Here is a 17,870-nt window from a genome sequence, read left to right as displayed (position 1 = left end):
GTGGAGAAGCCCGTTGAGGCAGAGCGGCTACTGCAGCGGGAGCTCGATGCCACGCTCACGCTCCGGTCGTGGGCCGAAGATTCGCCGGTCGGACTCGTGGATCCGTGTGTCGTTGACGCTGGCCTCGCGCCGTTCCATCAGGGCATCGGCGCTGAACTGCCACAGCTCGTTGCCATAGCTGCGCCACCACTGTCCCCTGGCGTCGTGCCATTCGTACTGGAACCGGACGGCGATGCGATTCCGGTGCAATCCCCACAGGTTCTTGCGCAGGGCGTAGTTGAGCTCGCGCTCCCACTTAGCGGTCAGGAATTGGACGATCTCCTCGCGGCCGGTGACGAAGACGTCTCGGTTACGCCATACCGAGTCGGGCGTGTAGGCCATGGCCACACGCTGCGGGTCGCGGGTGTTCCAGGCATCCTCAGCCGCTTGCACCTTCTGGAGAGCGGTCTCTTCGGTGAACGGCGGGAACGGGGGGCGTGAATGGCTCATGACTCCTCCTTGACGGTTGAGAACGGACGTTCTCGATACGTGTTGGACTACCGTAGGGAACGAGCGTTCTCAAGGTCAAGGAGGGTCTCATGCCAGCGCCGATCAGCGAGGAACAGAGGGCACAGGACCGTGCCACACTGCTCGACGCCGCCGAGACGCTGTTCTATGAGCAAGGCATCCAGGCGGTCGGAATGGACACCATCCGAGCCGCGGCAGGGATGCCGTTGAAACGGATCTACGGGCTCTACCCGGCGAAAGAGGATCTGGTCGTTGCCGTGCTGCGACGACGGGATCGCCGGTGGCGAACCAGCCTGATGGAGTACGTGGAGCGGAGCGAGGACCCTACCGAGCGGGTGCTGGCGGTCTTTGACTGGCTCGAACGATGGTTCACCGAGCCCGGCTATCGCGGCTGCGCATGGGTCAACGCCTACGGCGAACTCGGTTCCGCCTCACCGGCGATCCTCGCCGAGGTCCGTGCCCACAAGCACGCGTTTCACAAACAGATCGCAGCGTGGGTCAAAGCCGTCACGACCGAACCGGCAGAGCCAGTGTGCCTCATGGCTGAAGGCGCGATCGTGACCGCCGCAATCACCGGAGACGTCAAGGCCGCCCGCCCCGCTCAGGCAGCCGTCAAGGCCCTCCTCAAGTAGGCGTCAACAGCGTCTCGTCCAGCAACATCCAGCGATGATCAGCTGCACGCCTTCTCGATGGCCTCGAAGATGTCGGCGTCCGTCCCCTGCTGCCAGGACGGCAGGTCAGGCCAGTCCGCCACGTAGGACCGTCCGGCGTCAGTGCCGTCCCCGCTCGGCCCGGGGCACCAGTCCCGCACGTACGGCGCTCATCCGTGCCCGTACGCCTTGGACGGGTACGGCGCCCTCGGGGCCGTTGTGGGTGGGGTCCGGGTCCGGGTTGCCGCGGCAGTTTCCGCAGAGGCCGCCGGGCATGGCTTGCGCGGTGCCGGGTGCGCGGCATTCGGCGCATTCCAGGGTCCGCAGGACGACCCGTGGGGCGGGGGAGGCTTCGCGTACGGGTGGGAGCTTGTCCAGCAGGCGTCGGCGGACGAGGGCGGCAGCGTGGTGGATGCGTGGCGGGAGGCCATCGGTCAGGGCGTGCAGGACTTCCGGCTCGGTGGCGCCGCGCTCGAACCACTCACTCAGCTGAGGTTCGAGCGCGACGCAGTCGGCCTGGGACAGGCTCAGTGCGGGCTTCTCGCGCCCGAGGGCGGCGAGCAGGATGAACGACCGGGAACGGGTGGGCCGTTGGGCCGCCTGCTCCGGGGGTACGTCGCCCCGGGTGAAGGCGTCCCACCACTCGTCGCCGCGTGAGGTGCGGGAGAAGAATGTGCGGGTGACCCAGATCAGCGCTTCCTCGGTCGCCACGCACTCGCTACCCCTGCGCAGATGGCCCGCTTCCTGGAGCCGGTTCAGCGTGGTCCGCAGGGCGCACTGGCCGTACGGGAGCGTCTTGGCCAGGGTCTTCACGGAGATGTCGGCGCCGTCGCACAGGCCGTCGAGGTACGCGGCGACGGCGGCGTCGCGGGGAAGCAGATGGGCGAAATCCGTAGCGGTACGGGGACGTTGGCCCGGCGCGGAGCGCTTTCCGTACCCGGGACTGGCCATCGGGTGATCAAGCGTGGGCGGCGGTACGGGCGCGGGGGAAGCGGCAGCACTAAGCTGGCTGGCAGCCATGAGATCGGTCCTGACGATCGAAGTGGTCAGGCCCTCGTCAGGTGTTTCTGCACCGACGGGGGCCGTCTCGTCCCGGCTGACGCTAGAGCGCGACTACCCTCCGTGGCAAGTCGATCGCGAAAAGTCAACCCTCAAGGCAGGGAGGGCGGGTGGGTGTTCAATCCCTCCACCCACTCCGCTGAAAGAGCGCTCGGATCTCGACGCTTGAGCCCCGGGCCTGAGCTGCGAAAAGGCGCTGCGGAGAGGGCGCGGCGGCCACGACGAGATAAGCGCGACGGGCTCCGATCCCGGGCAGTACGCCGAAAGCCCCACCACACCCCCCCGGCTCGGGGGCACGGCAGGGCTTTCGACGATACGACGCGCGCGGGACCGAAGTACGCCGGTCGGGCAGTCAGACGGTGCCGAACTCTCCGGCCTTGACACCCGCCACGAACGACGCGAACGCACCTGCGGGGAAACCCAGAGCCGGGCCGCACAGATCCTTGGAGTCACGGACGGGGACCACACCACGCGCGGAGGCGAGGTTGGTGGCCACCTCCACGCACTGGCCACCGTCGGAGCTGTAGGAGGACGTGAACCAGTGGAAGGAATCGGTAGTCACGAGGTGCCCTTTCGTACCTGGTTGATCAGAGCCACGGAGTCAGCCTGCGAGAGCGCTTCGGCCTGTAGCTGATGGTAGGACGTGAGCAGGGGCCCGACGAACCGCATGTCACGCTCCAGATGCCCGGCGTGCGCTGACTCCGCGTAAGCCATGCACGACCGGTCCACCATCATCACCAGAGTCACCGGCTTGTTCAGCGCGCGGCGCTCACCGAGCAGGAACGGGGCAACCTGCACGACGGTGTTGGGCATGCCAGCGATCATCGCGAGATGATCCAGTTGCTCCGCCATGACTCCGGGCCCGCCCACGTGCTGCCGGATGCAGCTTTCGTCGAGCACGGCATACGCCTGCGGAGGCGGAGTACGGGCGAGTGACTGCTGACGCCCGGCTAGCAGCGCGAGTCGTTCCTCTGCCTGCACTTCAGTGATCGCACCGCGTCGCACCGCACCCATGGTGACGGCAGCGGCGTATGCCGGAGTCTGAAACAGACCCGGCACAAGGCCCATTTCAAACAGCCGGATCTCCGTGGCCTGCCCCTCCTGGACGACGAACTCGGGGAAGCCGTCGAGTATCGCGCTGTCGCGCGCCGCCGCGCCGTGCCGGGTCAGCGCCTCACCGGTCCCGAGGGCTCGGTCAGCACTTGCAGTGAACGCGGAGGTTGGAGTTCGGGATCCGGTTTCGACGCCGGAAATATGCGATGCGGAGTACCCCGAACGGTCAGCCAGATCATCCTGGGTCCACCCGTGCTCCTCGCGCAGTCTGCGCAGACGCTCCCCGAACGCTGCGCGGGGACTCACCGATGGGTCCAACTTCTTGCGGTTCGCCACCTGTTGCCTCTCCATCATTCGATCTCGCGGAGGTTGAAGGTACCGGCAGAGTAGTCCACGCTGAGCGCTCCGCGTAGCGAAAGCACTACGGAGAGGAGTGACGGTGACTGTGCAGGACGTCCCCCCGGACGGACACGAACACGCCCCCGTCCCCACCACCCCGCCCGCCCCCGGCACGCTCATGGTGGACACCGGTCACGACAACCGTGTCGGAGAGTTCCGAGGGGTCGCGGGCCCGTACTGGGCACTGCGGCCGGCATGCGGCGGGCAGGAATGGGAAGCCGAACCCGAGCACGTACGCCTCGCGGACCCCATAGAGCGGCTGCACGCACAGAACGCGCGGTGCAACGCCCGGAGCCGAGGTGATGTGCTGTGAGAGCCACGACCCGCCTGCCCCGGCTCATGGCCGCCCGCACCCATCTGCCGACGAGCACCTCGTGACCGGCCCCCTGCATGGCTGCGACGCCGCGACCCGCGCGCCCTGGTACGAGACCGCGCACGCGTACGGGGGGCGGCACGACCCCGAACTGTCCGAACCGCTTACCTGCGAGCTGGCCGAGGGGCACCCCGGTGACCACACCGACCAACTGGGAGACATGGGGCGGGGCAATTTCGAGGTGTGGATGCGCTGGGGCGCGGACCACGTGACGTACGTCGCCGCCCCCACGTGCGGAATGACGGACCCTGCCGTCGACCCCGTGCGGCAGGACGTGTGCACGCTGTACGCGGAGCACCCGCCGGGCCACTCCTGGGAGATCCGAGAACTGTTCGACTGACGCTTGTGCCCAAAGGGCCGACACCGACAAGCCGTTGACGCCTGTGCTCCGCGAGGCAGGGTTCGCCGTCGATGCCGAGATCTGACCCAACGAGGGCGCGGCGGAATGCTCGCAGTGTCACGCCGGCTGCACCGACAGCCCCGTCGGCGGGAAGAAGTAGCAGCGCACATCCAGTCGGCTGGCCGCGCCCGTGAATGAGAACGAGAACGGAAGCGACGTGTCCGACACCCGTAATGCCGCCTGGGATCAGTACGCGCAGACCAAGCCCCAGAGGCGCCCGACGAACGCCCGTGGCGAGTCCACCTGGTTCAACTGGACGCAGTACGCCGACCACGGCCCCGGAGCCGAAGTGCTTGGCCTGAAACCTGGTGAGGCCGTGCTTGACCTCGGCTGTGGCGCGGGCGGGAACGTGGCCCATCTCGCCGGCCTCGGCATGCGGGCCTGCCGGATCACGGAAGCGGTGACCGCTCTACGTACCGGAAACCGCCTGCCCTTGCTCCAGCACGGCGAACGGGTCACTGCCTGACCCTCATGTCCGTTTCGTCTTCTCAGCAGTCGTCCAGGTGGACGGTGACGAAATGCGTGGGGAAATGCCTCCTCCGCCTGACCTCCCCACGCTTCGCCGTTGAGTGAGACGGCGCGAAACCAAGACCGCTTCGGGACCGAATTTCGGCCGAACTCCGAAGTCGCCCTCTCTCGGCTGCACGTTTCCGCCCGCAGGACATGCAGTCCTGGCTAGCGTCCTGGCTGACCCACTGCCGAGTTGCGTACCGCAAGCATCAACATCCCGACAGACACAGGTAAGCGGATAACTGGCCGGGCGACGTGTCCTGCCCCTGGCCGACAGCCTGATCACCCGAGACGACACGGAGGAAGCAGCCCATGACCGATGCGATTGGGACACCGCAGGCGTCCGAAGTGGGGACCCGAATCCACCCGCAGGAGCACGACATCCTTCTCCGGACCTTCTACTCCGTTCCGCGGGCAGGGCAGGGCCTCAGCGATGGCGGGGGTCCCTTCGGATTCGATATCACCACCGCGCTTCAGGTCGACTTTCTTATGCGGGCCTATGGGTGCGACGGAGTGGTTGAGAGCGGTACCCACTGTGGTGACACAACTGAGTACCTGGCTCGAATGTACCCAGCTCTTCCGATCCGCACCTGCGAGATCGACACAACGTACGCAGCAGTCGCCAAGTACCGCTTACGTGATCTTCCCAACGTAGAAGTACACATCGGCGACTCAGCCCTCTTGGTTCCGGAACTGGTCCGGGGGCTCGACCGACCGTTGGTCTTCCTCGATGCCCACTGGCGCGCCGAGTGGCCCCTCCGTACGGAACTGTCAGCCGTGGAGCGCGGGGTCGTTGTGGTCGATGACTTCGACATCGGGCATCCCCGCTTCGGCTACGACCACTATCAGGGCGTCGTGTGCGGGCCCGAGTTGATTCGCGAAGTGCTTGAATCGACCACCCGCATGTACATCGGCAACCCGCTCGCTGACTACCCCTTTCCTTGCCTCCAGGTTGGCCGTCGATCCGGTACCGGGTATCTCCTTCGAGACCTGAACGACGCAGCGGTGGCCGGCAAAGCATGGTTTGCACCAGTGCTCCTACGACCTCGACTGGTCATTCCCGACTGGAACGTTCCGGCCGTGGATGAGGAGTGGCGATGAGTGACGGGGCACTCGAACTCATCAACGGAGTACCGTTCCTGGACGACGGTTTCGCACCCACGCATCTGACGGCAGCAGTTGTAGCCGTGCGGCAGAACCGCGCCGCCCGTATCGGCCTGCCGAACCCGGCTGACCCGCGTCGTTGGCTCACTCCTGACCACGCTTGCCTCGTCCGATTCGAAGCCAGTGAAGTGCCTTCGATTCCGTTGACCCAGGACGAGGACAGGAAAGTCTCCGACTCTTTGGTCCGCCTGGAAGAGGCGGTGCCGGCCTGGGCCCCTCTGCTGTGGTCCTTGCCGATGAGATACGCCCGGATCGCATCGGGCGAGTCCCTGTCGGCATCTTCATTCTGGTGGCCGCAGCACATTCTCCTGGGAACGGAGACGTTAGCCAGCGACCTCGAAATGCGGGAGCACGTGCTTCATGAGCACTGCCATCAATGGCTCTACCTCATAGAGGAACTCTGGGACATCGATCGCCCGGAAGCCCCTACCTTCACGCTTCCGTCCGGGACATCGAATCGTTCTCCGAGAGAGGTTATCGGCGCTGCACATGTGGCCGCCGCACTCATCCGGATGTACAGGGCAGTCGGCGAGAAGCAACACATCGAGCCGCTGAAGCAATACGGCCTGGGATGCATCAAGTTGCTTGAATCCGCCACTCGGTACCTGACCCCGGTCGGAACCCAGATCACCCAACGCATCAAGGAGGAGCTGTGACCGAATCCGGTACCGGAATCGTGGAACTATGGCCGACCCCTCTCTATATCGCAGACCAGGCCGAACAGTCCGGTAGAGAAGAGGTCGCGGAAATGAATGCGCAGCTGCGCGACCTGATCCTCAACGCTGAGGCACGGGATGATGGCGCCTTCAACTTCGGCATGATCGGGGCACAGAAGAGCAGCATCGACCTGCTGCGCTGGGAGCATCCGGCGGTGGAATGGCTTCGAAGCCGGTTGCTTTCCGCGGTTCGTGACCTGAGCAGGGCTACTCTCGGTGGCCAGGCCGAGACCGCGACGTCCTATCCCGTCCAGGCTGAAGGTTGGGCCGTCGTCTATCACGAAGGCGCCTCACACAAGCAGCACACGCACCACGACTCGGTGTGGTCGGGTACCTATTACGTGGCTACCGGCGGGGTTGATGCTGGGGCCGGCCATCTTCAGCTATTGGATCCTCGTCCCGGCGCCATTGCACGTTCGGCATCACCTGGCGTCGGATACGTACGCCCGTTCCCGGGTTTGCTCGTCGTCTTCCCGAGCTGGCTGCCGCACTCCGTGAAAGCCACCCTCAGCGCCACTGGCGAACCGAGGATCGGAGTCGCCTTCAACGTCACCTACGACCTGGAGCCGGCCGCATGATCCTCACCGCTACATCCCACACGGTCCAGCACGTCTGGAGCACCGCTGTACTGGTCCGGGAACTCAACGTGCAGAGCCTGGTTCGAGAGAGCCCGGCGCCTACGCACCCAGACGGTCGGCCGCATACTCAGCTGCCGGCCGAGCAGCTTGTCCCCGACGTCAGCTCGCTGCGCGATGAGATCGTCAGCGGCATGCACCAGCTGTACCGACGCGCGAACGAGTCCGGAATCAGCGTTCGCCCGGTCACAGGTGTTGGCATCGTCGCCGAGATCTGGCGTGCCGGGTATGAGATGCCGATGATGGCCAGCGACAGCGACTGGGTGTGCTGGGTCGTGCTCGAAGCGTCTCCCCCTCAGCACGAGGAGTCCGGCGTGATCGCCGTCTACGACCCTCGCGCCGGCAGCGGGATGACGGCGTCCCCAGGACTGCCCTGGGGACGCCAACTCAGCCTTCGCCCTGTTCAGGGGCTCATGGCGATAGTCCCAGGTTGGTTGACCTCCGCTGTGCAGCCCGTCGAGGACAAGCAGGTGGTCACGGTGCTGCGCGCCAGCTCCACTCACTGATCTCCTGGGCGCGGCCAGCGTTCGGCCGACCCACGCCCAGGTGTTCCACACCGATCTCAACCGAGAGGACACACGATGGATGCAACGCAATCCCCCAAGGCCCAGACGTTGACGCTGGACGAGCCGGGGATGGGTGCGAAGGCGGACGACCCTGCGGCGTACATGGACCTGGTCAACAAGGGCCTGATCGGCGCTGCAGGTCGCGGGTGCAACGCCGTTCAGGACGACGTGGCCATGCGCGCGGAGACCCGTACCTCGCTCGGCACCACGGCGGTCTGACCGTCCACTGCACAGGGTGGCCCGGCACAGGCGATTCATCCTGTACCGGGCCACCGGTCTACGTGGCGCCCTTGGTCGAGTCAGGCGCGACGACGGTTGGAGTCTTCCCCCGCAAGAGCGTTCGTGTTCGCTTGAGGACCGTCGTATGGGAAATCCCGAGATCCGCCGCAATGCTCCGGGCTGACTCACCAGCCGATCGCCGTGCCGCCATGGCAGCGTCCGAGAGTTCGAGGCCGCGGTGTCCGACGGCCCGTCGGACGCCCTGCTCGTCCAGCCGCTTTGCCACGGTGTGCCGGCTCACGCCGAGATCCTTGGCGATGTCCTGGATCTGCTCACGCCCCTGCGTGTAGCGCAGGGCGATTTCTGCGTTCGACAGCGGTAGTACCAGGCGACTGCCACGACGCGGTACGTCATGTCTGCTCAGAACGCGAAGAATCGTCTGCTTACTCACTCCGTACTCCGCGCTCAACACGCGTACGGGCTCGTGGTCCTCGTAGCGATCGATGATGTCCTGCACCGGCAGTTCGGACACCTGAGGTGCCCCCTCCCGCCCATTCATCGTTGGTCGCTGCCAGCGGGCTTCTTCACAGCTCACCTCGCCGGAATTGCTCCTCCTGTGCTGCCAATTCAGCGGTGTCCACCCGTCGCTTCCGCACGTCCTCCACCCAGACGCCGAGGAGTTCGGAAAACACCTCGGCGTTCGCCATGTCCAGCTGCCCGTCAACCGCGAAGAAGGCCAACAGGTTCTCTGCTGATGGCGCTCCCCTCTCGCACCGCGGGCACAGCAGCGCCTCACGCCTGCCACTGACCTCCTGGCCGCGCGCGTTATTCCAGGAGCTGGGGAAACTGACACGGAGCATTGGCGGCTGCCCGCACACACCGCATGCCGGCAGTCCGTCCACCTGGACATCGATCTCTTCGAGGCCGGTCATACAACACCGACCCAGACGTCCGCACCGAGCGTGCCCTTGATGTCCGATGCCACCTGCGTGGGGTCCACCTCGAAGCCGAGGGCGTAGACGACCGTCTTGCCGGGGCCTAGCACCTGAAGCCGAACTGGGCTGTCTCCCTTGTGTGCCGAGAGGATGCGCTTCAGCTCATGGACGGTGGGTTCGTTGACCCGGTGGGAACGCAGCTGGAGACGAACAGGAGGCTTGCCACCGCTCTCGGCCGACGACACATCCAGGACTTCCAGCTCCTGGCCCGCGATGCTGACCGCGCCGTCACGGTCGTTGAGCCGGCCGGCGACGGACACGACGCTGTCGGGGATCAAGGCGTGCTGCACCAGCGTGTACGACGCCGGGAAGTAGAGGACTTCCATCTCTCCGTCACGGTCCGCGAGGTTGACGATCGCCCAGGCGTTGCCCTGCTTCGTCATGCGGCGGTCGACGCTCGTGATGAGCCCGGAGAGCTTCACGATGCCCTCGGTCCGGCCCGATCCGAGCAGCTCACTGATCGTGGTGTCCCGGTGGCGGGAAAGGATGTGCTCGGTGCCGTCCAACGGGTGGGCCGACACGTACATGCCGAGCATCTCCCGCTCGGTGGCCAGTAGTTGCTTTCGCGGCCACTCCGAGTCGTCGATCTTGAAGTCCAGGCCGAAGGCCGGGGTGTCGTCGCTGCCGCCCATGTCGCCGAAGAGATCGTCCTGACCGATCGCCGCCTGCTTCTTCACCGGGATGATGGAGTCGATGGCATCCTCGTGGACGGCAGACAGTCCCTTGCGGGTGTGGCCGAGCGAGTCGAAGGAACCTCCCTTGATCAGAGATTCCACGGCACGCTTGTTGAGCGCGCCGATGTCGGCCTTGTCGAGGAAGTCCGCGAAGGACGTGAACTTCCCCTGCGCCTTCCGGGTGGCGACCAGGGACTCGATCACGTTCTCGCCCACGTTTCGGATGGAGCGCAGACCGAAGCGGACACTGTCACCGATGGCCGTGAAGTTGCCGATCGACTCGTTCACGTCCGGGGGCAGTACCTGGACGCCCATCTTGCGCGCGTCCGCCAGGTAGATGCCGGCCTTGTCCTTGTCGTCGCCCACGGAGGTGAGGAGCGCGGCCATGTACTCGGCCGGGAAGTTCGCCTTGAGGTAGGCCGTCCAGAACGACACCAGCCCGTAGCCGGCAGTGTGACTCTTGTTGAACGCGTAGCCCGAGAAGGGCAGCATGACGTCCCACAGAGCCTTGATCGACTCCTCGGAGTACCCGTTGTCCCTCATGCCGCCGTGGAACTTCTCCCACTCGGCGGCGAGTACCTCGGGCTTCTTCTTACCCATGGCCCGGCGCAGCAGGTCCGCTCCGCCGAGGGTGTACCCGGCGAGCTGCCGGGCGATGGCCATGATCTGCTCCTGGTAGACGAGCAGGTGGAACGTGTTGCCGAGGATGGGCTCCAGCGCGTCCTGCAGCTCGGGGTGGATCGGCGCGATCTCCTGGCGGCCGGTCTTGCGGTGCGCGTAGTTGGTGTGCGCGTTGGCCGCCATCGGGCCGGGCCGGTAAAGCGCGAGGGCTGCCGCGATGTCTTCGAACCGGGTCGGTTCCATCAGCTTCAGGAGCGTGCGCATACCGCCGCCGTCGAGCTGGAAGACGCCGAAGGTGTCGCCCCGGGCCAGGAGCTTGTAGGTGGTGGCGTCGTCCAGTGGGATCGGCTGGTCGCCGTTCTGCGGAACGGTGTCCGTCGTGATGTTCAGGCCGCGGTTCTCGCGGATGTTCTGGAGCGCGTGGTCGATCACACCGAGGTTCCGCAGACCGAGGAAGTCCATCTTGACCAGCCCCATGTCCTCACAACTGGGGTAGTCGAAACCGGTGATCTTCACGCCGTCCTTGGCGCGCATGTGCAGGGGGATGCGGTCGGTGAGCCGCGTCTTGGAGAGAATGACCGCGGCCGCGTGCACACCCGTGTTGCGGATCAGGCCTTCGACGCCCTTCGCACCTTCCACGACCTTCTTGACATCAAGCTCGTTCTCGTAGAGAGCCCGGATTTCACCGGCTTCCCCGTAGCGAGGGTGCGAAGCATCGAAGATCCCGTTGATGGGAATCGACTTTCCCATCACGTCCGGCGGCAGTGCCTTCGTGATGCGCTCGCCGTGGCTGAACGGATATCCCAGGAGTCGGGACGTGTCCTTGATCGCGTTCTTCGCCTTCAGCTTTCCGAAGGTGTTCACCATCGCCGTGAACTCATCGCCGTACTTTTCCACGACGTAGCGCACCATGCGGTCGCGATGGCGGTCGTCGAAGTCGAGGTCGACATCCGGCGGGTTGATGCGCTCGGGGTTCAGGAACCGCTCGAAGAGCAGACCGTGTTCCAGCGGGCACAGTTCAGTGATGCGTGTGGCGTAGGCGACGATCGAACCGGTCGCGGATCCACGTCCGGGGCCGACGGGGATCTTGTTGTCGCGGGCGTACTGGCAGATGTCGGCGACGACGAGGAAGTAGCTGCTGAAGCCCATCGGACCGATGACCTTCATCTCGGTCTCGAAGCGCTCCATGACGTGATCGGGAACGGGAGCGCCGTAGCGCATCTCCAGGCCCTTGATGCACTCGCGGCGTAGGTAGGTCTCCTGGGTCTCGCCCTCGGGGACCTCCGGGTACTGCGGCATCTCGTCTTCCGGCGCGAAGACTTCCTCGTACGACTCGATGCGTTCCGCGATCAGCAACGTGTTGTCGCACGCCTCGGGGATCTCCGAGAAGAGCTGCCTCATCTGAGCTGCGGTCTTGAGGAAGTAGCCGCTTCCGTTGAACCGGAACCGCCCCGGGTCGTCCTTGTTCTTGCCCACGCCGATGCACAGGAGGTTGTCGTGCGCGTCGGCGTGCTCCTCCAAGACGTAGTGGGCGTCGTTGGTGGCCAGCAGTGGGATGTCGAGGTCCTTGGCCAGCCGCAGGAGGTCGGCCCGGACGTTGCGCTCCAGGTCCAGGCCGTGGTCCATCAGCTCCAGGAAGTAGTTTTCCTTGCCCAGGATGTCCTGGTAGGAGGCCGCCACCTCCCGCGCTTCGTCGTACTGGTTCAGCCGCAGCCTGGTCTGGATCGCTCCGGACGGGCAGCCGGTCGTTCCGATGATCCCCTCGGCGTGCTCGGAGATCAGCTCCATGTCCATCCGGGGCTTGCCCGCGGGGAACTGTCCCGTGTAGCTGGCCTCGGTCGACAGGAAGAAGAGGTTCCGCAGCCCCTGGACGTTCCGCGCCCACATGGTCATGTGGGTGAACCGGCCACCACCCGAGACGTCCTTCGAGCCCTCGCCATCGTCGGACATCGCCCTGACGCCCCCGGGGCCCCAGAACTCCTGCTTACGGTTGCGACGCGAGGAGGGGGCGACATACGCCTCGATGCCGATGATTGGCTTCACGCCATCGAAGCCCTTGGCCACCTGCTGAAACTCATACGCACCGAACATGTTTCCGTGATCGGACATCGCGATCGCCGGCATCTCCTGCCGGGCGACCTCCTCGAACATCGGCTTGAGCCGCTGGGCCCCGTCGAGCATCGAGTATTCGGTGTGATTGTGCAGGTGAACGAAGGAATCAGGCACCGGGGCGCACCTCCAAGGGGGACACGGGGAAGCGCCTAGTTTATCTCCGGAACCGCGTCTATCAGGCGCTTGCTCCAGCTCCCTGAGGTGATTCAGCGCGGGCTGAAACGATGACCTGCTCGTATGACCAGAAGTGGCCGCTCCGATCCTTTGTGTAGTCCGCGTTTCGGATGGGCAGAGCGTGATCGCGCAACCGGATCAAGGGCCGTGCGGAGCGCGTGGGTGCCACGTCGGCGCGCCCCGGGTCCCGGCCCTGGCCCCGGTCCCGCCGGGGCGCAAGCGACACGCCGGGCATGACACCATCGAACCGTGCTCGACATCGGCTACTCCCTCTCCCGGCGCTTCCCCGATCCCCCGCAGACCGACTACCGCCGGGCGGACGTCCGCTCCCTGCGCCACGATCTGTTCTCCGGGGACGTCTACCTCGCGGACACCAAGGAGGACCGCGAGGTATCCACAGGCTGGGGATGGGTGCCCGTGCTCGACTTCGCCTGGGCCCTGTGCGACATCGTCGAGCAGCTCGACCAGGACCCCCGGGGCAACCGCTCGCACCGCCGCCAGTTCGCGGAGCTCGACTTCACCGAGTCGTCCGACCGGATGCTCTTCGAGCGCCGCTTCGGCTGGGTCGACGTCGAGGCCGACTGGATGCCCGCCGAGGAAGCCCCGCTCACCTTCAACCACGCGCTGCTGCGCCGCGAGGCCCGCGACTTCCTGCACGACCTGATCGCGGACCTGGCCGACATGCACGAGGGCCTCGCCGACAACCCCGTGGTCTGGGACCTCCAGACCCGCTTCCCCCGCCTCTGACCGGGCCCCCTCCTCAGCGCGTGCTCACGCCTCCACCCGCACCCCGATCTGCGCCGCGAACGCCGGAGCCAGCTCCATCAGCTGCGACGGGCTGATCACCGCGCCCGCCAGCCGCTCCACCCCGCGCGCGATGTCCAGCTCGGCGACCGTCCGCAGATCCACCGACTCCATCCGCACCGCACTGAAATCGGCCCGCTTCAGCACACAGTCCCGGAACTCCACCCGGTCCAGCTGCGCGCCCCCGAAATCCGGCTCGGACAGCACACAGCCCTCGAACACCACGTCCTTCAGCCGCGCCTTGCGCAGATTCAGGTAGTCGATCTTCCCGCCCCGCACCAGCACCCGCTCCAGCACCGCGCCGTGCATCTGCACCCCGCCCAGGCGCGCGTCCACCAGCTCCACGTCACGCAGCGACGCCCCGGCGAGATCCGTGCCCACCCCCCGTACGCCCGTCAGCACCGAATCGATGAAACGGGCCCTGACCAGCTCCGTACGGTCCAGCGCGCAACCCTCCAGCGAACAGTCCATGAACCGGGCACCCGGACCCGACTCGTCCGCCAGATCCACGGACTCGAAGCGCACCCCGTCGTAATCCCCGTCCGGCTCAAGACCCTCGCCGCCGTACGGTTCGAGCGGCGGCAGCCGCACCTCCGGGCGCCGCGCCACCGCGACCCCGTCCTTACCGACCCGGCCCCTGCCGCTCCCCTGACCACTACCGCTGCTACGCACCATGCCCCCATCGTGACGCACCCCACTGACAACGCCCCGCCGCCGATGTCACACCCGGCCCCCCGCCGCCCGTCATATACGCGAAGGAACCTCCAGCGAAGGAGACGGGGACCATGCAGCGCATCCACATCATCGGCGGGGGCCTCGCCGGACTCACCGCGGCCATCACCGCAGCCGAATCCGGCGCCCTGGTGACCGTCCACGAGGCCCACCACACCCTCGGCGGACGGGCCAGGACCGCCGAGGGCCCCTACCGCACCAACGAGGGCCCGCACGCCCTCTACCGCCGCGGCCCCCACTGGACCTGGCTCGACCGGCGCAACCTCCTCGGGCCCACCACCACCGTCCCTCCCCTCGAAGCCGCCCGGCTCCGCTTCCGCCACCGCTCCGCCCTGCGCCGCACCCCGCCCCTCGCCCTCCTCCGGCTCAGCCGCCGCAGCGCCGCACGGGCGCCGTCCGACCTGGACTTCCGCACCTGGGCCACCGCGCAGACCGGCGAGGAGGGCGCCCGCATCGCCGCCCACTACACCGCCGTCGCCCTCTTCCACCACGACCCCGGCAGCCTCTCCGCCGCGTTCGTCCAGGAACGGCTGCACCGGGCCGGGGCCCTGCCGCCGGAAGCCCGCTACCCCATCGGTGGCTGGGCGCAGATCACCGACCGGATGGCGTCACACGCCTGGAACCTCAGCGTCCGCATCGAGACGGCGACCCGTATCGACACCGCCGCCATCGACACCCTGGCCCGCACCGGCCCGGTCGTCGTCGCCACCTCCCTCGACGCCGCCCGCACCCTCCTCGGCGACCCCACCCTCACCTGGGCCTCCGGCCGCACCGCCCTCGTCGACCTCGCCCTGCGCACCCGCCGCGGCGACGCGTTCGCGGTGTCCGACCTCGACGCCCCCGGCTGGATCGAACGGTTCACCGCGCAGGACCGCACCCTCGCCCCCGCCGGCGAGCAGCTCCTCCAGGGGCAGTTCCCCCTCGCCCCCGACGAGTCCCGGTCCACCGGAACCGCCCGCGCCGAGGAACTCCTCGACCTCGGATACCCCGGCTGGCGCGAGCGCACCGTGTGGCGGCGCGAGGCCCTCGCCACCGGCCGCACCGGAGCGGTCGACCACCCCGGCACCACCTGGCGCGACCGCCCCGCCATCGACCGGGGCGACGGCGTCTACCTCGCGGGCGACCAGGTAGCCGCACCCGGCCTGCTCAGCGAGGTCTCCTTCAACAGCGGCATCGAAGCGGCCCTCCTCGCCCTCCGGGCCACCGAGAGGAACGCCACCGCACCCACCCCGTCGAGCCCGCCGGAAGCGTCACCCGCGACCGGCAGGCCCTAACGCCCCCGCCCGCCCCCCAGCTCCGCCAGCGCCCCGTCCGTCAGCCGGTACACCGTCCACCCGTCCTGCGGCCGAGCGCCCAGCGCCTCGTAGAACGCGATCGACGGAGCGTTCCAGTTCAGCACCGACCACTCCAGCCGCTCGTAGCCGCGCTCCACACAGATCCGCGCCAGCTCACCCAGCAGCGCCTTGCCGTGCCCGCCGCCCCGCCGCTCCGGACGCACGTACAGGTCCTCCAGATAGATCCCGTGCACACCACGCCAGGTGGAGAAGTTCAGGAACCACAGAGCGAAGCCCACCACCTCACCGTCCTCGTCGTCCTGCGCGATGTGCGCGAACGCCGCGGGCCGCTCACCGAACAGCGCCTCGCGCAACTGCTCCTCGGTGGCGTGCGCCTCGTGCAGCGCCTTCTCGTAGTCGGCCAGCTCACGGACCATCGCGTGAATGGCGGGGACATCGGCAGCGGTAGCGGTACGGATCATGGGGGCAGCGTAAGCAGTATCGCGTCGCCCGCCACTACCGGCCCAGCAGCCGCCGTACGATCTCGGCCTGCTCCGGCACCAGCCGCCGCGCCCCGTCCTCGGCGCCCCAGCACGCGTTCTGCAGCACCCGTCCCAGCGTCCACGCCCGCGCCCGTCCCCGGTCGAGACCCAGCGTCGCCGTCAGCAGATCGAACCGCCACTCCACCGCGTCCGCGTCGAACCGGTCGGCCAGCGCCGGCAGCAGCTCGAACCCCGGATCACCGGCCAGCGGCTTCGGGTCGATCGCCACCCACCGCGGCTCCTGATCCACCGGCCCGCCCCGCCCGTCCCGCGCTCCCCCCGCGTCCCGCCCGGCCAGCACATTGCCGAAGTGCAGGTCCCAGTGGAGCAACCGGTCCCCCGGCTCCCCCGCCACCTCGCGCACCGCCGCCGCGCAGTCCGCCAGCAGCCGCCGCTCCGGCGCGTCCGCCAGCAGGTCCACCGTCCCCGGAGCCGCCGCCAGCATCCGCGCCGCCACCTCGCCAAGACCCCGCAGGCCGCTCCCCACGGGAGCCCGCACCGCTGTCAGTCCCGCCAGGAGACCGGCGACGACCCGCACCGTGTCGCGCGCGTCGGGCATGCCCGACAGCGGACGCAGCCCGTCCAGCCGCTCCAGCAGCATCGTGCCCGTCGCCGGGTCGTGGTCCAGCAGCTCCACCGCACCCGCCGACGCCTCGCCCCACACCCGCAGCGCGAGCGGCTCCCCCGCCGTCTCCGCGTCCACCGCCTGCAACTTCAGCGCGGCCGGGCGCCCGTCCGCCACCCGCACCACCGGCAGCACCAGCGCACACACCCCGTACAGCGCCTCGCCGTCCCGGCGCAGCCCCCACCGCTCCAGGAACTCCTCGGCCAGCCCCGGCAGCGCGGCGAGGAACGCCCGCCCGGCCGCACCGTTGTACTTGGACTGAGTGGCGATCAGCGCATCCGGAATGTCAATCACGCCCCCGATCGTAGGAGCGTGCGTCAATCGGATATGACCCCGAGCCACCCCGCCCCGCCCACGCGGCCCCGCCCGGCACCCGTCACGTGGCTCCGCGGCGCCGGCTCATGGATCCGCAGCGCTCCCGGCACCTACGTCTGGCTGCTGGTCCTCTTCGTCACCACCGTCATCGTCCACCAGATGTCACCGGACTTCGAGGAGGACTTCCTCCGCCAGCGCTCCACCAACATCCACGAGCTGTCCCAGAACCCCGTACGCGTCCTGATCAGCAGCGCGTTCTGGATCGACGGCGGCCAATGGCTCCCCTACGCCGTGCTCTACACCGTCTTCCACGCCCCCGCCGAACGCCGCCTCGGCACCCTGCGCTGGCTCACCGTCGTCGCCGCCGCGCACGTCCTCGCCACACTCGTCAGCGAGGGCGTGCTGGCCTGGGCCATCCGGCACGGCCACGCGCCCGAGACCGCCGCGAACACCCTGGACGTCGGCGTCAGTTACGCACTCGCGGGCGTCGTCACCGTCCTCACCTACTACATCCCGCGCCCCTGGCGGTACGTCTACCTCTTCGCCGTCCTCGTCATCTACGGCGTCCCCCTGGTCACCGGCGCCACCTTCACCGACATCGGCCACTTCACCGCGGCGCTCATCGGCCTCGCCTGCTACCCGCTGACCCGCCGCCACCACAAGACGAAACCGCCCCCCGCCCAGTAACGTCCAGCCACGCAGAACACCGCACTCCACACCGCATTCCACACCGCGCCGCACAGCCGGCGCC

Annotated in this window: 22 protein-coding genes; 12 read left to right on the top strand and 10 right to left on the bottom strand. The window is 67.6% G+C overall.

Going from position 1 to position 17,870, the window contains the following annotated elements; translation table 11 throughout:
* Nucleotides 1-27: 27 nt before the first annotated feature.
* Nucleotides 28-489 carry a nuclear transport factor 2 family protein gene (locus ACGFU6_RS22100; protein ID WP_393613105.1) on the bottom strand — a complete coding sequence of 154 codons (462 nt, stop codon included), beginning with the start codon at nucleotides 487-489 and terminating at the stop codon, nucleotides 28-30.
* A gap of 89 nt (nucleotides 490-578) precedes the next feature.
* Between ACGFU6_RS22100 and ACGFU6_RS22095 the strand changes: the two genes are divergently transcribed.
* Nucleotides 579-1,139: a TetR/AcrR family transcriptional regulator gene (locus ACGFU6_RS22095; protein WP_393613103.1), complete on the top strand. Its 561-nt coding sequence runs from the start codon at nucleotides 579-581 to the stop codon at nucleotides 1,137-1,139.
* A 138-nt stretch (nucleotides 1,140-1,277) separates the two neighbouring features.
* Here the strand turns inward: ACGFU6_RS22095 and ACGFU6_RS22090 are convergent, their stop codons facing one another.
* The 3 genes from ACGFU6_RS22090 to ACGFU6_RS22080 all read right to left on the bottom strand — a co-directional run bounded on the left by ACGFU6_RS22090 (nucleotide 1,278) and on the right by ACGFU6_RS22080 (nucleotide 3,605).
* A complete protein-coding gene (locus ACGFU6_RS22090) occupies nucleotides 1,278-2,108 on the bottom strand; it encodes a hypothetical protein (protein ID WP_393613101.1) in 831 nt (276 codons plus the stop codon).
* A gap of 460 nt (nucleotides 2,109-2,568) precedes the next feature.
* Entirely contained in the window at nucleotides 2,569-2,778 is a 210-nt protein-coding gene (locus ACGFU6_RS22085) for a DUF397 domain-containing protein (protein WP_393613100.1), read from the bottom strand.
* The gene (locus ACGFU6_RS22080; RefSeq protein ID WP_393613098.1) at nucleotides 2,775-3,605 is read right to left on the bottom strand and encodes a helix-turn-helix domain-containing protein; all 831 of its coding nucleotides are present in this window, start codon (nucleotides 3,603-3,605) and stop codon (nucleotides 2,775-2,777) included. Before ACGFU6_RS22080 ends, ACGFU6_RS22085 begins: the two co-directional genes overlap by 4 nt.
* A 109-nt stretch (nucleotides 3,606-3,714) precedes the next feature.
* Between ACGFU6_RS22080 and ACGFU6_RS22075 the strand changes: the two genes are divergently transcribed.
* From ACGFU6_RS22075 to ACGFU6_RS22040, 8 genes are all read left to right on the top strand, one after another.
* Nucleotides 3,715-3,981, top strand: coding sequence for a hypothetical protein (locus ACGFU6_RS22075; protein WP_393613370.1), 267 nt, complete (start codon nucleotides 3,715-3,717; stop codon nucleotides 3,979-3,981).
* Nucleotides 3,982-4,042: 61 nt separating this feature from the next.
* Nucleotides 4,043-4,381, top strand: coding sequence for a hypothetical protein (locus ACGFU6_RS22070; protein WP_393613096.1), 339 nt, complete (start codon nucleotides 4,043-4,045; stop codon nucleotides 4,379-4,381).
* Between the two features lie 190 nt (nucleotides 4,382-4,571).
* Nucleotides 4,572-4,907, top strand: a complete 336-nt coding sequence (locus ACGFU6_RS22065; protein WP_393613094.1) for a hypothetical protein — start codon at nucleotides 4,572-4,574, stop codon at nucleotides 4,905-4,907.
* Between the two features lie 356 nt (nucleotides 4,908-5,263).
* The gene (locus ACGFU6_RS22060; RefSeq protein ID WP_393613092.1) at nucleotides 5,264-6,052 is read left to right on the top strand and encodes a hypothetical protein; all 789 of its coding nucleotides are present in this window, start codon (nucleotides 5,264-5,266) and stop codon (nucleotides 6,050-6,052) included.
* Nucleotides 6,049-6,771, top strand: a complete 723-nt coding sequence (locus ACGFU6_RS22055) for an aKG-HExxH-type peptide beta-hydroxylase (protein WP_393613090.1) — start codon at nucleotides 6,049-6,051, stop codon at nucleotides 6,769-6,771. Before ACGFU6_RS22060 ends, ACGFU6_RS22055 begins: the two co-directional genes overlap by 4 nt.
* Nucleotides 6,768-7,409: a TIGR02466 family protein gene (locus tag ACGFU6_RS22050; RefSeq protein ID WP_393613089.1), complete on the top strand. Its 642-nt coding sequence runs from the start codon at nucleotides 6,768-6,770 to the stop codon at nucleotides 7,407-7,409. The genes ACGFU6_RS22055 and ACGFU6_RS22050 overlap by 4 nt, the downstream gene beginning before the upstream one ends.
* Nucleotides 7,406-7,972 (top strand): hypothetical protein, encoded by a 567-nt coding sequence (locus ACGFU6_RS22045; protein WP_393613088.1) that lies wholly within the window; start codon nucleotides 7,406-7,408, stop codon nucleotides 7,970-7,972. The genes ACGFU6_RS22050 and ACGFU6_RS22045 overlap by 4 nt, the downstream gene beginning before the upstream one ends.
* Nucleotides 7,973-8,047: 75 nt before the next feature.
* The gene (locus ACGFU6_RS22040) at nucleotides 8,048-8,251 is read left to right on the top strand and encodes a hypothetical protein (RefSeq protein ID WP_393613086.1); all 204 of its coding nucleotides are present in this window, start codon (nucleotides 8,048-8,050) and stop codon (nucleotides 8,249-8,251) included.
* 58 nt (nucleotides 8,252-8,309) lie between these two features.
* Here the strand turns inward: ACGFU6_RS22040 and ACGFU6_RS22035 are convergent, their stop codons facing one another.
* From ACGFU6_RS22035 to dnaE, 3 genes are read right to left on the bottom strand one after another with little or no spacing between them, the layout of a single operon-like run.
* Nucleotides 8,310-8,783: a hypothetical protein gene (locus ACGFU6_RS22035; RefSeq protein WP_393613085.1), complete on the bottom strand. Its 474-nt coding sequence runs from the start codon at nucleotides 8,781-8,783 to the stop codon at nucleotides 8,310-8,312.
* A gap of 52 nt (nucleotides 8,784-8,835) precedes the next feature.
* Nucleotides 8,836-9,183, bottom strand: a complete 348-nt coding sequence (locus tag ACGFU6_RS22030) for a DUF6300 family protein (protein ID WP_393613083.1) — start codon at nucleotides 9,181-9,183, stop codon at nucleotides 8,836-8,838.
* On the bottom strand, nucleotides 9,180-12,767 hold the full coding sequence (gene dnaE, locus ACGFU6_RS22025; protein ID WP_393613082.1) for a DNA polymerase III subunit alpha: 3,588 nt from the start codon (nucleotides 12,765-12,767) through the stop codon (nucleotides 9,180-9,182). The genes ACGFU6_RS22030 and dnaE overlap by 4 nt, the downstream gene beginning before the upstream one ends.
* 309 nt (nucleotides 12,768-13,076) lie before the next feature.
* Between dnaE and ACGFU6_RS22020 the strand changes: the two genes are divergently transcribed.
* Nucleotides 13,077-13,574 (top strand): hypothetical protein, encoded by a 498-nt coding sequence (locus ACGFU6_RS22020; RefSeq protein ID WP_393613080.1) that lies wholly within the window; start codon nucleotides 13,077-13,079, stop codon nucleotides 13,572-13,574.
* A 24-nt stretch (nucleotides 13,575-13,598) separates the two neighbouring features.
* On the opposite strand, the gene ACGFU6_RS22015 is transcribed toward ACGFU6_RS22020, so the two are convergent.
* Nucleotides 13,599-14,306: a pentapeptide repeat-containing protein gene (locus ACGFU6_RS22015; RefSeq protein WP_393613078.1), complete on the bottom strand. Its 708-nt coding sequence runs from the start codon at nucleotides 14,304-14,306 to the stop codon at nucleotides 13,599-13,601.
* A gap of 110 nt (nucleotides 14,307-14,416) precedes the next feature.
* Between ACGFU6_RS22015 and ACGFU6_RS22010 the strand changes: the two genes are divergently transcribed.
* Nucleotides 14,417-15,637: an NAD(P)-binding protein gene (locus ACGFU6_RS22010; RefSeq protein ID WP_393613076.1), complete on the top strand. Its 1,221-nt coding sequence runs from the start codon at nucleotides 14,417-14,419 to the stop codon at nucleotides 15,635-15,637.
* On the opposite strand, the gene ACGFU6_RS22005 is transcribed toward ACGFU6_RS22010, so the two are convergent.
* Nucleotides 15,634-16,119: a GNAT family N-acetyltransferase gene (locus ACGFU6_RS22005; RefSeq protein WP_393613075.1), complete on the bottom strand. Its 486-nt coding sequence runs from the start codon at nucleotides 16,117-16,119 to the stop codon at nucleotides 15,634-15,636. The genes ACGFU6_RS22010 and ACGFU6_RS22005 overlap by 4 nt on opposite strands.
* Before the next feature lie 34 nt (nucleotides 16,120-16,153).
* The gene (locus ACGFU6_RS22000) at nucleotides 16,154-17,098 is read right to left on the bottom strand and encodes an aminoglycoside phosphotransferase family protein (RefSeq protein ID WP_393613073.1); all 945 of its coding nucleotides are present in this window, start codon (nucleotides 17,096-17,098) and stop codon (nucleotides 16,154-16,156) included.
* A 33-nt stretch (nucleotides 17,099-17,131) separates the two neighbouring features.
* On the opposite strand from ACGFU6_RS22000, the gene ACGFU6_RS21995 reads away from it, so the two are divergent.
* On the top strand, nucleotides 17,132-17,806 hold the full coding sequence (locus tag ACGFU6_RS21995; RefSeq protein ID WP_393613368.1) for a rhomboid-like protein: 675 nt from the start codon (nucleotides 17,132-17,134) through the stop codon (nucleotides 17,804-17,806).
* The last annotated feature ends 64 nt before the right edge of the window (nucleotides 17,807-17,870 follow it).

It is taken from the genome of Streptomyces sp. NPDC048462, from assembly GCF_043200175.1.
In the GTDB taxonomy this organism is placed as follows: Bacteria; Actinomycetota; Actinomycetes; order Streptomycetales; family Streptomycetaceae; genus Streptomyces.
This window is presented reverse-complemented; position numbering and strand designations above follow the sequence as displayed.